Source organism: Corticimicrobacter sp. (genome assembly GCF_040137905.1).
In the GTDB taxonomy this organism is placed as follows: domain Bacteria; phylum Pseudomonadota; class Gammaproteobacteria; order Burkholderiales; family Burkholderiaceae_B; genus Corticimicrobacter.
Genome location: NZ_JBEFDG010000089.1, coordinates 15776 through 29476, shown reverse-complemented (window position 1 = coordinate 29476; position 13701 = coordinate 15776). Strand labels below are relative to the sequence as shown.

Annotated in this window: 14 protein-coding genes; 4 read left to right on the top strand and 10 right to left on the bottom strand. The window is 61.1% G+C overall.

Annotated elements, in window-relative coordinates; genetic code table 11:
* Nucleotides 1-42: 42 nt before the first annotated feature.
* Nucleotides 43-912: an archaetidylserine decarboxylase gene (gene asd / locus ABN482_RS15270; RefSeq protein WP_349504786.1), complete on the top strand. Its 870-nt coding sequence runs from the start codon at nt 43-45 to the stop codon at nt 910-912.
* A 24-nt stretch (nt 913-936) separates the two neighbouring features.
* Here the strand turns inward: asd and ABN482_RS15265 are convergent, their stop codons facing one another.
* From ABN482_RS15265 to ABN482_RS15235, 7 genes are read right to left on the bottom strand one after another with little or no spacing between them, the layout of a single operon-like run.
* Nucleotides 937-1854, bottom strand: a complete 918-nt coding sequence (locus ABN482_RS15265) for a LysR family transcriptional regulator (protein WP_109062953.1) — start codon at nt 1852-1854, stop codon at nt 937-939.
* A gap of 51 nt (nt 1855-1905) precedes the next feature.
* On the bottom strand, nt 1906-2634 hold the full coding sequence (locus ABN482_RS15260; protein ID WP_109062831.1) for an amino acid ABC transporter ATP-binding protein: 729 nt from the start codon (nt 2632-2634) through the stop codon (nt 1906-1908).
* A 22-nt stretch (nt 2635-2656) separates the two neighbouring features.
* Entirely contained in the window at nt 2657-3352 is a 696-nt protein-coding gene (locus tag ABN482_RS15255) for an amino acid ABC transporter permease (RefSeq protein WP_349504785.1), read from the bottom strand.
* Nucleotides 3345-4028 carry an amino acid ABC transporter permease gene (locus tag ABN482_RS15250; protein ID WP_349504784.1) on the bottom strand — a complete coding sequence of 228 codons (684 nt, stop codon included), beginning with the start codon at nt 4026-4028 and terminating at the stop codon, nt 3345-3347. Before ABN482_RS15250 ends, ABN482_RS15255 begins: the two co-directional genes overlap by 8 nt.
* A 21-nt stretch (nt 4029-4049) precedes the next feature.
* Nucleotides 4050-4871, bottom strand: a complete 822-nt coding sequence (locus ABN482_RS15245; protein WP_349504783.1) for an ABC transporter substrate-binding protein — start codon at nt 4869-4871, stop codon at nt 4050-4052.
* Between the two features lie 47 nt (nt 4872-4918).
* Nucleotides 4919-6121: an aminotransferase class I/II-fold pyridoxal phosphate-dependent enzyme gene (locus ABN482_RS15240; protein WP_349504782.1), complete on the bottom strand. Its 1203-nt coding sequence runs from the start codon at nt 6119-6121 to the stop codon at nt 4919-4921.
* A gap of 1 nt (nt 6122) precedes the next feature.
* A complete protein-coding gene (locus ABN482_RS15235) occupies nt 6123-6797 on the bottom strand; it encodes an RraA family protein (RefSeq protein WP_349504781.1) in 675 nt (224 codons plus the stop codon).
* A 311-nt stretch (nt 6798-7108) separates the two neighbouring features.
* Between ABN482_RS15235 and ggt the strand changes: the two genes are divergently transcribed.
* The 3 genes from ggt to ABN482_RS15220 all read left to right on the top strand — a co-directional run bounded on the left by ggt (nt 7109) and on the right by ABN482_RS15220 (nt 10755).
* The gene (ggt, locus tag ABN482_RS15230; RefSeq protein ID WP_349504780.1) at nt 7109-8908 is read left to right on the top strand and encodes a gamma-glutamyltransferase; all 1800 of its coding nucleotides are present in this window, start codon (nt 7109-7111) and stop codon (nt 8906-8908) included.
* A gap of 168 nt (nt 8909-9076) precedes the next feature.
* Nucleotides 9077-9523 carry a hypothetical protein gene (locus tag ABN482_RS15225; protein ID WP_349504779.1) on the top strand — a complete coding sequence of 149 codons (447 nt, stop codon included), beginning with the start codon at nt 9077-9079 and terminating at the stop codon, nt 9521-9523.
* A gap of 110 nt (nt 9524-9633) precedes the next feature.
* The gene (locus tag ABN482_RS15220) at nt 9634-10755 is read left to right on the top strand and encodes a Fic family protein (protein ID WP_349504778.1); all 1122 of its coding nucleotides are present in this window, start codon (nt 9634-9636) and stop codon (nt 10753-10755) included.
* Nucleotides 10756-10788: 33 nt separating this feature from the next.
* On the opposite strand, the gene ABN482_RS15215 is transcribed toward ABN482_RS15220, so the two are convergent.
* The 3 genes from ABN482_RS15215 to ABN482_RS15205 all read right to left on the bottom strand — a co-directional run bounded on the left by ABN482_RS15215 (nt 10789) and on the right by ABN482_RS15205 (nt 13666).
* Nucleotides 10789-11166: a DUF1622 domain-containing protein gene (locus ABN482_RS15215; protein WP_349504777.1), complete on the bottom strand. Its 378-nt coding sequence runs from the start codon at nt 11164-11166 to the stop codon at nt 10789-10791.
* 134 nt (nt 11167-11300) lie between these two features.
* Complete coding sequence (locus ABN482_RS15210) at nt 11301-11645, bottom strand: hypothetical protein (RefSeq protein WP_349504776.1); 345 nt, start codon at nt 11643-11645, stop codon at nt 11301-11303.
* Nucleotides 11646-11848: 203 nt separating this feature from the next.
* Nucleotides 11849-13666, bottom strand: coding sequence for an NAD(P)-binding domain-containing protein (locus ABN482_RS15205; RefSeq protein ID WP_349504775.1), 1818 nt, complete (start codon nt 13664-13666; stop codon nt 11849-11851).
* Nucleotides 13667-13701 lie beyond the last annotated feature (35 nt).

Sequence of the window (13701 nt, the reverse complement as noted above, 5' to 3'; positions counted from 1 at the left end):
TCGCCGCTTCTGACGCGCCGCGCAACACAAAAAGGTAATCGTTTGAATCTTAATATACTGCTCCAGTACCTGGCGCCCCAGAAAACGCTGACCCGGCTGACCTACGCGCTGGCACGCTGGACCTTCGGCCCCTGGAAGCGATGGGCCATCCAGCATGTCATTCGCAAGTTCAACGTCGACCTGTCGCTGGCAGCCGAGCCCAACCCCGAAGCCTATCCGCACTTCAACGCCTTTTTCACGCGCACGCTGCGCCCCGATGCCCGCCAGGCCGATCCCGACTGCAATGCCCTGCTCTGTCCAGCCGACGGGCGCATCAGCCAGGTCGGGCGCATCGATGCCGGGCGTATATTCCAGGCCAAGGGTCACGACTACAGCGTCGACGAACTGCTGGGCGGCGATGCCCAGGCCGCAGACCCTTACCGCAACGGCCATTTCGTCACGATCTACCTGTCCCCCTCCGACTACCATCGCGTGCACATGCCGCTGGGCGGTCGCCTGGTGCGTACCGTGCATGTGCCGGGCAAGCTGTTCAGCGTCTCACCCGCCACGGTCGATGCCGTGCCGCGCCTGTTTGCCCGCAATGAACGTCTGGTCTGCCATTTCGAGAGCGGCCACGGCCCCTTCGTGGTCGTGATGGTCGGAGCCATGCTGGTATCTTCGGTCACGACCGTATGGGGCGGCCTGACCATTCCGCCCTATGCCCGCGCCATCCAGCAGCGCGACTACGACGACGACACCATCGAAATCGACCGTTTCGCCGAAATGGCCCGTTTCAATATGGGCTCGACCGTGATCGTGCTGTTCCCGGACGGCATGGCCGAACTGGACGCACTGGGCCCCCAGCAGAAAGTACAGTACGGGGAGCGACTGGGACAATTGACGGCGGCACACCGCTCGGCCGAACGGGCCTGACACCACATTGAGGTCAGCGCACCCTCAGTGCATGAACGCCAGCAGCGTATCGTGCATCTCGAAGTTGCAGGTCTCCCGGATCATGTCCACCACCAGTGACACCTGGTGGCTGATCAGGTCCCGCTTGAAGACCGCGTAATACTGCACACGGGGCAGTTCCGGCGAGACTTTCAGGGCGCGCAGCACCCCGCGCTCGACCAGCGGGCTGAAGTAACCGCGCGGCAAGTGGCTGATGCCCTGCCGCATGATGGTCAGGCGCGCCATCATGTCGAGGCTGTTGCAGGTCAGCACGCGCTTGAGCGTAATGCCCTGCTCGGTGAACCAGGCATCGTACAGGTGCGACAGCGCCGAATTGGTCGGCTGGGTAATCACCGGAAACGGCACCAGATCCTGCGGGGTCAGATCCGCCTCGAAGTCGATGTCCAGATCCGGGCTGGCCATCCAGACATTGACGATCGCCTCCAGGGGGACGCTCTCGTATTCGTAGCTCCAGAACGGCCCCGGCATCACGGCCAAGTCCAGGCTGCCGTTCATCAGCCGCTCGTACAGCGTAATGCCGCCATCGATCTCGGGCAGCAACTGGATATTGGGATAGCGGCGGCCGGCCTCGCCGATCAGGCGCGCCAGCCAGGTCACGCCGCTGAGTTCCGTCACGCCCAGGCGCACGGTGCCTTCGAAGCGCGAGGTATCGGCCATTTCGCGCACGATGTTGTTGTTCAGCACCAGCAACTGGCTGGACAGCTCGAACAGGCGGCGTCCCTGCTGGGTCAGGACCAGCTTGCGGGTGTCACGCTCGAACAGCGGCGCGCCCGCAAAGGTTTCCAGTTCGGCCACCCGCTTGGCAATCGCCGACTGCGTGGCGAACAGGCGCTTGGAGGCGGCATTGAAACTGCCCAGCACGGCACTCCAGTGAAAAGCCTCCATTTGCTTCAGTGTGAACATGGCCGCGGTCGAGGTGTAGTGCGATCGCGTCAACATAGCACACTGCGCAGGTCAATGCGCCCGTACATCGGCCAGGAACTTCTGCGCCCGGGGATGCCTCGGGTTACCGAAGAATTCATCGGGTGCTGCCACTTCGATGATCTGTCCGGCGTCCATGAACACGACCCGGTCGGCCACTTCGCGGGCAAAACCCATTTCGTGGGTCACGCAGACCATCGTCATGCCGTCGCGCGCCAGCGCCTTCATGACCTGCAGCACCTCACCGACCATTTCCGGATCGAGGGCACTGGTCGGCTCGTCGAACAGCATGACCGGCGGCTTGAGCGCCAGCGCCCGGGCAATCGCCACGCGCTGCTGCTGGCCGCCCGACAGCGAGCCCGGATAGGCCTCGGCCTTGTGGGCCAGTCCCACCCGTTCCAGCAGGCTCATCGCCAGATCGCGGGTTTCCTGCTTGCCTTGCTTGCGCACATGCACGGGTGAATACATGATGTTCTGCAGCACGCTCATGTGCGGAAACAGGTTGAACTGCTGGAACACGAAACCGATGCCCCCGCGCAGGTGATTCAGATTCACCCCTTTGGCATGAATGTCCTGGCCATCAACCAGGATGGTGCCTTTCTGGATTTCCTCGAGGCGATTGATGGTGCGGATCATCGTGGACTTGCCCGAACCGGACGGCCCGCAGACCACCATGACCTCGCCCTTGCGGACATGCAGGTCGATATCGGTCAGGACGTGATGGTCACCGTACCACTTGTTGACTTTGTCGAATTTGATCATGGGAGCGTTCTTTCCGAAAGATTCAGGCTGGGCTCATCTGCCGCACGCGGCGTATTTTCCGATCCAGCCAGCCGACTGCACGACTCAGGCTGAAGCAGACGATGAAATACATGATCGCCAGGATGCCGAACACCTGCAGCGGCTGCGTCAGCACCATGTTGTTGATCTGGTTCGCGGCGAAGGTCAGCTCGTTCACGCTGATGACGTATCCCAGCGACGTTTCCTTGATGGTCGAGACGAACTGGCTGGTCATGCCCGGCAGCACGTTGAACAGCGCCTGCGGCAGGATCACCTTGCGCAGCGTGGTCCAGTAGCCCACGCCCAGCGAGCGGGATGCCTCGATCTGTCCCTTGGGAATGGCCTCGATGCCGGCGCGGATCACCTCGGACAGGTAGGCGCTCTCGTAGACCACAAGGGCGCAGACCAGCGTCCAGAATCCGCTGATGGAATGGCCTGTCACCTTGGGCAGCACGAAATAGGCCCAGAAGATCAGCATCAGCAGCGGCATGCCCCGGATCATGTTGACCGTGTAGCCGCTGATGCGGGCCACCCAGCGATACGGGCTGGTGCGGGCCACGGCCAGCAATACCGCCAGCGGGAACGACAGCGACAGGCCGCACACGGCCAGGATCAGCGTCATGGCCAGTCCGCCGAGCGGACCATTGGGATACTGGCCGACCAGCAGCATCGGCCAGTATTGTTGCAGGATATCAAGCATGGCCAGCCCCCCTGTTCAGGGCAAAGCGTGCCTGGATGCGCATGCCGATCAGCATGATGAGGAAGGACCCGCACAGGTACAGCACGGTCGCTGCGCCAAAGGTTTCGAAGGTGCGATAGGTTTCATTTTCGATCTCGCGAGCCTGGTAGGTCAGCTCGACCACACCGATGGCCATGGCCACGCTGGTGTTCTTGAACAGCAGCAGCGCGCGACTGATCAGCGGACCGGTCGAAATGCGCAACGCCTGCGGCACGATGATGTAGCGCATCGTCTGCAGATAGCTCGAGCCCAGTGCGCGGGCCGCCTCGAACTGCGTGCCCGGAATGGCACGCAGGCCGCTGCGGATATCTTCCGCGATATAGGCCGAAGAACCGAGCGCCAGCGCGATTGCTGCCAGCGACAGCTCGGCATTGTGGGCATAGAGCCAGCTGCGGAACCCTTCCGGCAACAGCTCCGGCATGCCGAAATACCAGAACAGCACCTGCACCATCAGCGGCACATTGCGGTGGTATTCGACGAAGGCATCGACAATCCAGCGGCAAATCCGCAGATCTAGCGTGCGCACGACGACCAGGACCATGGCAAGCGAGAACGCCATGACCCAGGCCACCGAGAACAGCGTCAGCGTGGTGGCCATGCCATTGAGCAATTGCCACAGGTAGACGGATTCAAGCATTTGGCATCCCGGACGAAACGATCACTCGGCGATCGGTGCGATCTTGAAGCTGCGCTCCAGCTTGTAGGGTGTTTCGGCACCGAACCACTTTTCGAACAGTGCCGCAGCCGTGCCATCCTGTTCGGCCTCGTCGAGGATCTCGTTGACGCGGGCCACGAAGGTCGGTTCATCCTTGCGCATGCCCAGGCCCCAGTACTCCATGAAGACCGGCTCGCGCACGATGGCGACCGGTGCCGTCGGCGGCGATTGCAGCAGCAGGCGCACCAGCACCAGTTCGGAAGCAACCTGGGCATCGATCTTCTTCTGCTGCAGGGCCAGGTAGGTGGCCGAGCTGTCGGCGTAGCCGATCACGGAAGACTTGTCGAGAATGCGCTTGACCTCGCGTTCTGAGCTCGATCCCTTGGTCGCTCCCACACGACGGCCGTTGACCTGCTCGACGGTCTCCAGGCCCGAGTCCTCGCGCACCAGCAGCTTCTGCGGGCTGACGTAGTAGGCGTGACTGAAGGCGATCTGCTCGGCCCGCGCCGGCGAATGGCCCAGGTTGGCGGCCAGGATATCGACGCGACTTTCGTTGAGCTCGGGCACGCGGGCCGCCACCGACAGCAACTTGTATTCGACGTCCACGCCCAGCTTGTCGGCCACCAGCTTGCAGACATCCACGTCGTAGCCAACCAGGGTACGGGTTGCGGCATCCTGGAAGCTGAACGGCTGCGACGTCCCCAGGGTGCCGCAGAGCAGCGTGCCGCGTGCAGCGATATCGGCCAGTTGGTCGGCATGGGCCGGGGCTGCCGAGACCAGTGCGGCCAACGACAGGCAGACAGATGCGGTGATTTTGGATTTCATGGTTTTTTCCCCTTGGATGACGCGCACGTTCAGGTGCGCGAATAAATTCAGACCAGCTTTTCGCAGGCCGCCCGGATTCCCAGGCAACCGGCGCGGATATCGTCCAGCGAAGCCGCAAAGGACAGGCGGAACGTGCCCGGTGCGCCATACGCGGTGCCACTGATCACCGCCACGCCGGCATCCCGCAGGAAGAACAGGCACAGGTCCTCGTCGTTGCGGATGACCGCGCCGTCCGGCGTGCACTTGCCGATCAGGGCAGCGCAATCCGGGAAGGCGTAGAACGCACCTTCCGGGCGGATCAGGGTCAGGCCGGGCACCGAGGCCAGCAAGTCGCAGGCGACCTCGCAACGTTCGCGGAAAATGGCCGCGAACTCGTCCACGCAGCCCTGGGGACCGGTCAGCGCCTCCAGCGCAGCCGCCTGGCTGATCGAGGATGCACCGGACGTGCTCTGCGACTGCAGGATCGCCATCGCCCCGACCAGCCCGGCCGGGCCGGCACCGTAGCCGATGCGCCAGCCTGTCATGGCATAGGCCTTGGACACCCCGTTGACCAGCAAGGTTCGATCCGCCAGCTCGGGAGCCACGGCCAGGATATAGCTGGGTGCCCTGTCGATGAAGCTCAGGCGCGCATACATATCGTCGGTCATCACCCAGACGTGCGGATGACGCACCAGCACATCGGCCAGCGCCCGCAATTCCTCCGCCGAGTAAACGGCACCCGTCGGGTTGCTGGGCGCGTTGAAGATCAGCCATTTGGTCCGGGGCGTGATGGCCGCCTCAAGCACTTCCGGGGTGAGTTTATACCCTGAAGCCAGATCGGTCTGCGCAATCACCGGCTCGCCACCGTTGACGAGCACCATGTCGGGATACGACACCCAATAGGGGGACGGCACGATCACCTCGTCGCCCTCATTGAGGGTGGCCGCCAGGGCATTGAACAGAACCTGCTTGCCACCGGTGCTGACGATGATCTGCCCGATCGGATAATCGATACCGTTTTCCATCTGCAGCCGGGCGGCAATCGCCTTGCGCAGCGCGGCCACGCCCTGCGCGGGCGGATACTTGGTCTGACCGTTGTCGATGGCGCGCTTGGCCGCCTCGCAGATATGCGCCGGCGTCGAGAAGTCGGGCTCGCCGATGGTCAGGTCGATGATGCTGCGGCCCTGCTCGCGCAGTTCCGCAATGATGCCGCGTGCCGCCACGCTGGGCGACAGCTTGATACGTTTGATCCGGTCCGCAATGATGGACATGTCAGGCTCCTGTTTTTTCTGCAATCGTCTTGTCCAGCCAGGGCTTGGGATAGTTCCCGGCTGCAATCTTGCGCTTGGACTCGGCCTCGGCGGCCTCCTTGGCCTGCGCCTGGGCCAGCACCGCCCGAGCCTGAGCGTAGGGAATCGCCACCACACCATCGGCATCGCCGACGATGATGTCGCCGGGCTGGACCACCATGCCGCCGATGCTGACGGGCACGTTGACCTCACCCGGACCGTCCTTGTACGGCCCGAGATGCGACACGCCACGTGCGAAGCAGCCAAAATCATGTTCGGCAAACACGTCAGAATCGCGCACCGCGCCATCGATGACGAAGCCACGCACCCCGCGGCGGCGGGCATCGAGCATCATCAGCTCACCCACCAGCGCATTGCTGAGCTCCCCCTTGCCATCGACGACGATGATCTGGCCTTCCGCTGCCATTGAGATCGCCTTGTGGATCATCAGGTTGTCGCCCGGCCGGACCTTGACGGTCACGGCAAAGCCGACGATGCGCTTGCCGGCCACATGATAGGGCCGCAGCCCGACCGCGCCGTACAGGCGTTGCATGCAATCGCTGATCTGTGCCACGCCGATCTGCTCGAAGGCATCGAGCAGGCTGGCATCCTGTTCAGCCGCGGGGCTGGGGAAAATTCGGAATCCGATCGTATCCATGAGTCTCTGAAACACCGCTTGGGTATGGGGTCAGGGCTATTACACGGCAGCATGCGGCCTTCCTCAAAACGATATAAATTCCATCCGCATCAGGAGATTTTTTCCTGTTAGTGTTTACCCTATCAGGAAAATAGCGCTCGAATTATTCACTGTGCCCAGGCTGAACCGACATGCATTTTGCAGAGATCGAGCCAGGCGTAGCCCGCCTCCCTGTCATCACATCACAAGGGATTGCGCCAATGTCCTGCCACGAAGGAACAGGCTAGAGTGGCACCTGGGCCGTATCCCGCCCGTTTCAAGGAGACAGACCAATGACACATGGCACCGCCAGAACCCTCCCCCTGCTTGGCCTTGCACTGACCAGCGTACTGCTGGCCGCCTGCGGCACGACCACCTCGACCTCGGCCCAGCAGACCGGCCAGGAACAGCCCTCCTTCCAGCAATCCGCAGCGGCCCTCGCTGCAGCAGCTGCCTACGAATCCGGGCTGGAAATCTTCCACCCGGTCACGGGCACACAGGGCATGGTCGCCACCGAGCAGAACCTGGCATCCATGGTCGGTCTGGCAGTGCTGCAGGCCGGTGGCAATGCCGTCGATGCTGCCGTGGCGGTCGGGTTCGCACTGGCAGTCACGCTGCCCAATGCCGGCAACATCGGCGGTGGCGGTTTCATGGTGCTGCATGACGCCAAAACGGGCCAGAACATCGCGCTGGATTTCCGGGAAATGGCCCCCAGCCAGGCCAGCCGCGACATGTACCTGGGCCAGGATGGCAACGTGATCGATGGCAAGTCGCTCTACACGCACTATGCCGTGGGTGTGCCGGGTACCGTCGCCGGCATGGCGCATGCCCACGCAAAATGGGGCTCGCTGCCCTGGGCGCAACTGATCGCGCCCGCCATCCGCCTGGCCGATGAAGGCTTCATTGTCAGCAACAGCCTGGCCAATGGCCTGCAGCGTGAAAAGGACAACATGGGCAAGTGGCCTGCCACCCGTGCCATCTTCTGGCGCGACGGTGCACCGCTCAAGGCCGGCGACCGACTGGTCCAGAAAGATCTGGCCCGTTCGCTGACACTGATCGCGCAACAAGGCCCTGCCGCTTTCTACGAAGGCGAAATCGCCCGGAAGATTGCTCAGGAAATGGCGGCCTGGCCCGGTGCCATCACCCGGCAGGACCTGCAGGGCTATCAATCCATCGAGCGCAAGCCGGTCGAAGGCACCTATCGCGGCTACCAGATCGCCACCATGCCGCCGCCATCGTCAGGCGGCGCGCACCTGGTGCAGATGCTCAACATCCTGGAACGCTGGCCCCTGGCCGAGTGGGGCCAGAACAGTGCGCAAAGCCTGCACTACATGGCCGAAAGCATGAAGCTGGCCTATGCGGATCGTGCCGAATTCCTGGGTGATCCCGATTTCGTGAACATCCCGCTGAGCGGCCTGCTTTCCCAGGCCTATGCCGACAACCTCGCGCTGTCGATCACCGACCGGGCCCGCCCCGCCAGCGAAATACGCGCCGGCCAGCCACAAGCCTATGAAAGCGACCAGACCACACATTATTCGACCATCGACCAGCACGGCAATGCCGTCGCCGTGACCTACACGCTGAACACCAACTTCGGCACCGGCATCGTGGTACCCGGCACCGGCATCCTGCTCAACAACGAGATGGACGATTTCTCTGCCAAGCCGGGCGTAGCCAACACCTACGGCCTGATCGGCGGCGAAGCCAATGCCATCGCCCCGGGCAAGCGGCCGCTGTCATCCATGACGCCGACACTGGTGCTGAAAGACGGCCAGCCTTTCCTCGTCACCGGCAGCCCGGGCGGCTCGCGCATCATCACCACGGTGCTGCAGACCGTAGTCAACGTGATCGATTTCAACATGAACCCGGCCGAAGCCGCCTCGGTGCCGCGCATCCACCACCAGTGGCTGCCGGATGAACTGCGGGTCGAGAAGGGCCTGAGCCCGGATACGATGGCGCTGCTGGAGCAGCGTGGGCACAAGCTGGCGGTGAAACCCGCCATGGGGCGTACCCAGACGATCATGGTGCGGGATGGGAAGCTGTATGGGTATTCGGATCCGCGCAATCCGGATGGATTGACGCTGGGGTTTTAAAGGGTGGGAAGGCCGGGGGACTTAAAATCCCTCGGCAGGTACGGGCCAGGATTTGAGATAATCGAGACTCACTTCCCTGGTCGGCCTGCCTGACTCCTTCCATCGTGTCGACATCACAGGCATGCCAGGAAACTTGTTTCTTGCGCCCGTACTCAAAGTCTATCCATCATGAAAGTGCTTTCCGATCTCAACCCGAAACTGGAAGACTCCATTGTGTCCGTTGTCGAGGAGGGCAATATTCTCCAGACAAATAAAGATCACCAGGCAGCGCAACAGAAATATCAGGCCGCATGGGACTTGCTGCCTGCTCCCCAACTGGATTGGGAAATTGCCAGCTGGATCGCCTCATGCCTCTACAGTGTCCATTTTGAGTGCGCCGCCTATGCCGAAGCCAAAAAATGGGCAGAAATCTCCCTGAAAACCAGAAGCTCGGACATCGATACTGCCCCGCTTATTGACCTGGGCATGGTCTGCCACGAACTGGGCCAGAATGAAGAGGCATATGCGTATTTTCATGATGCCTATCGTTATGGCAAAAAACGGGCATTTCGGGAGCGTCCGAAAAAATATCTGGATTTTTATCTGAATCACGCGGCAACGAATCCACGACCATAGTTTTACGAAACATACCAACTAAAGTCCGCCGAAAATTACTCCTATCTTCCTGAACAATCCTGCCATGGCATCTCATTGACAGCCCGGCAAATCCGCCTCACAATCACCGCATGAAATACGGTGAATATATCTGGCAATCGCCGCACTGGCCTGACTGGCAATACGATCTTTCTGTCCTGGCAGAGCCCATGGCAGCGGTCAGCCGCGCCCAGGGCCACCTGTTGGGCCGCCTCACCGATGTCGGCATGGGCCTACAGGCAGAAGCCAGCCTGGCCGCGCTCACGGAAGATGTTGTCCAAACCAGCGCCATTGAGGGGGAAGCGTTAAACGTCGCCTCCGTTCGATCCTCTGTTGCGCGTCGACTGGGCGTAGACATCGGTGCCTTGGCCCCTGTTGATCGCCATATCGAGGGCGTCGTGGACATGGTGCTGGATGCCACCCGCAATGCAACCACTGCACTGACACAAGAGCGCCTGTTCAGCTGGCATGCTGCTTTGTTTCCTGCCGGCTATTCCGGCATGAACCGTATCCGCATCGGCAGTTGGCGAGACGACTCCACCGGGCCCATGCAGGTTGTATCGGGTGCTATTGGACGAGAAAAGGTGCATTTTGAAGCACCACCGGCTGATCGTTTGGCCGTTGAAATGGCACATTTCCTGGACTGGATCAACGCACGCACGCCCTTCGAACCTACATTGATTCGAGCGGGTCTGGGACACTTGTGGTGTGTCACATTGCATCCGTTCGATGACGGCAATGGTCGCATTGCCCGTGCCATCGGTGATCTGCTGATCACACGTTCAGATGGCAGTCTGCAGCGATTCTATAGCCTTTCGGCGCAGATTCAGCGAGAGCGCAAAGCCTACTATGACATTCTGGAACACACCCAGAAAGGCGACATGGATGTGACCACCTGGCTGCAGTGGTTCCTGGCAGCCTTGCTCAAGGCAGTGGAACAGGCACACATCAGCCTGGATCAGGTACTGGCAAAAGCGAAGTTCTGGCAAAGGGCCGCCAGCATCCCCATGAATACACGCCAGATCAAAGTACTGAACCGACTGCTGGATGGTTTTGAAGGCAATCTGACAACCAGCAAGTGGGCAGCCATCGCCAAATGCTCACAGGACACCGCCCTGCGCGACATCACAGAGCTGTTACGCCACGCTGTCCTGCAAAAAGCCGCTGGCGGCGGGCGCAGTACCCACTACGAGATCCGCCGGTTCTGCGCCTGAAATCGGAACCTCAATACCGGCACAGCACGAGACTTACGCCTGCTTGCTTGCCGCAGCCTTTTCCTCTCGCTCAAGCCGGGTATCCTGCCACGGCCAATGCCCATTGATTTCAACACCCAGGGAAATACTCAGGAAAGTGCGCACCAGCACCAGACCCGCGAGAATCAGCAAATCGTCGAGTGTGGGCGCAATGACCAATGAATTGAGAATATCTGCGGCAACGAGAAACTCCAGGCCAAGCAGAATGCTGCGTCCGAGCGAAGACCGAAAGGGATGATAGGCCTTGGCGTAGCCATCACGCAGCGATTGCCTGAAAAACTGCCAGGTTGCTGCGGCCGATCCTATCAGGATCGCGAGTGTTCCGCAGATTTCAAGCAGCGAAACAGACAATTCATAAAAATTTTTGAGCATGAGGGGCGTGCCAGGCGAATCGAATAGCAGGAGTGTGAACCTGTAGACCCGGTGTGTCTACAGGAGTCGCATGTAGGTGCACTCAGAATGCCCGCAATGCCGCACATTATCCCGGCAACCTGACCTACAGCATCTCAAGCACTCAAAAACCTGCCGATGGCAGCCTGCTGACCCGCCCGCATTTCAAGTGCCTGGCGCCCATCGTCTGTCAGGACAGCGATCATGAGAGCCGGGTGTGGCGAAGGTGTCAACGTTCTCTGTGGGATGGCCTCGATCAGCCCGAGTGACTGAAGCTTGTCGAAAATGGCCTGCTTCTTGTGCCATGGCGTTTGGCGTAATCGAACGAGTTCCAACACATGCCAAATGCTGGCGTGAAGCTGCACGGTCGTGGTGCTTTGAAGCTGCGTCATACCAAGGTCCTCATAAAGACCACACAAGATCACTTTTTTTGAATTATTGCGATCCAGAAATGCTGTCAAGCTTTTTACTGTACACCACGCTCATGTAAATAACATTTCAATCCACACGCATATGCTTATTCTGCATGAAGTGGCTGATCCGTTTATGTTTAATCTCATCAATACAACAAACAGGTCCGAGCAGGCCATTAAGCGGATACCCTACCGGCAGCACCGCTCAATAAGCCTGCCCTTTCCGACAGGATGGTTTACCTTCGTCCGACTCACCTCAGGTGATGCACCTCCTGCGCCCCATACACCTGCACCGGCAACCCGGCCTCACGCGCCTTGAGCTGCAGCGCCAGATACTGGGAATAATGCCGTGACTGGTGCAGGTTCCCGCCATGGAACCACAGGGCCGGCTGCTGGGTCGGTTTCCACATATTGCGCTGCTCCCCTTCCCACGGCCCCGGATCCTTGGTGGTGTCCGATCCCAGGCCCCAGCACTTGCCAACCCGGTCGGCCATTTCCTGTCCGGCCAGGTCGGCCACCCAGCCATTCATCGAACCATAGCCGGTGGCGTAGACCACCAGATCGGCCGGCAGCGCCGTGCCGTCGGCCAGGACCACGGCATCCTCGGTCAGATGGCTGATATCCGTGCGTGACCTGAGCTTGATGCTGCCATCGATGATCAACTGGCACGCGCCAACATCGATGTAGTAGCCGGATGCCCGGCGCAGGTATTTCATGAACAAGCCGGAGCCGTCATCGCCCCAGTCCAGCATGAAACCAGCCGCCTCAAGTTGGCGATAGAAGTCGGCATCACGCTCACGGATCTTGTCGTAGACCGGAATCTGGAAGTCGGCCATGATGCGATACGGCAGCGAGGCAAACAGCAGATCGGCCTTGCGCGTTGTGACACCGGCCGCCAGCGCCCGTTCGGAATACAGATCGCCCAGGCCGATCTCCATCAGCGAATCTGAACGCACGATGTGCGTGGACGAGCGCTGCACCATGGTCACGTCCGCGCCCGCCTCCCACAGGGCCGCGCAGATGTCATGGGCCGAATTGTTGGCACCGATCACCACCACTTTCTTGCCGGCATAGGCTTCGGGGCCGGGGTGCTGCGAAGAGTGCTGCTGCTCGCCCTTGAAGACATCCTGTCCGGCGATTTTCGGAATGTTCGGCTTGCCCGACATGCCGGTGGCAAAGACCAGTTGCTGTGGCCGCAGGATCTGCGTCTGGCCATCGCGCTCGATCTCGACTTCCCAGGCCTGACTGGATGCGTCGTACCGCACCCGCTTGCATACGGTGCTGCTCCAGTAGTTCAGCTCCATGACCTTGACGTACATTTCCAGCCAGTCGCCGATCTTGTCCTTGGGTGCAAACACCGGCCAGTTCTCGGGAAAGGGAATGTACGGCAGATGGTCATACCAGACCGGATCGTGCAGGCACAGCGACTTGTAGCGCCGACGCCAGCTGTCGCCAGGCCGGGCATGCTGATCGATGATGAGGGTGGGCACGTCGAGTTGCCGCAGGCGTGCGCCCAGTGCGATGCCGCCCTGGCCGCCGCCGATGATCAGCACATAGGGCTGGCGGGTCGTCCCGAGTTCGGCCTGTTCCTGCTGGCGTCGCTCCTGCCAGGTCTGGCGGCCACGCCGGATGCCATGTTCGGCCCCCATGGGGCGGCGTACGCCCAGGGGCTCCTCGTGCCCCTTCAGCTCGGACATGGTCGTGAGGAATGTCCCGATCCGGCCATGCTTGAGGCGGATATGTCCATAGCCACGCGCCAGCGCCGTCTCGATGCGCAGCCAGCCTTCGACCAGACCCTGCCCGTCGTCGCTGACAGGCTCTGTATCATCCCGCTTGAACGTGACCGGCGCAACGCCCTCCAGTTGCTGTGCCAGCATCTCACGTATCTGGTCACGCCCCTCCAGTGTGCGGATGTTCCAGGTGAACATGACCAGATCGCGCCAGTAACTGTCATCGGCAAACAGGGCTGCGGCTTCCTCTGGCGCATGGCGGGCCATCGCTTGGGTCAACTGTTCGAGAACGGTATCGAGCTGGCGTGCAGCCGGCGGCGTTTCCTGCTGTTTTTGCATGGTGTGTCTCCGTATCGTTTTTAATATGCCGGACT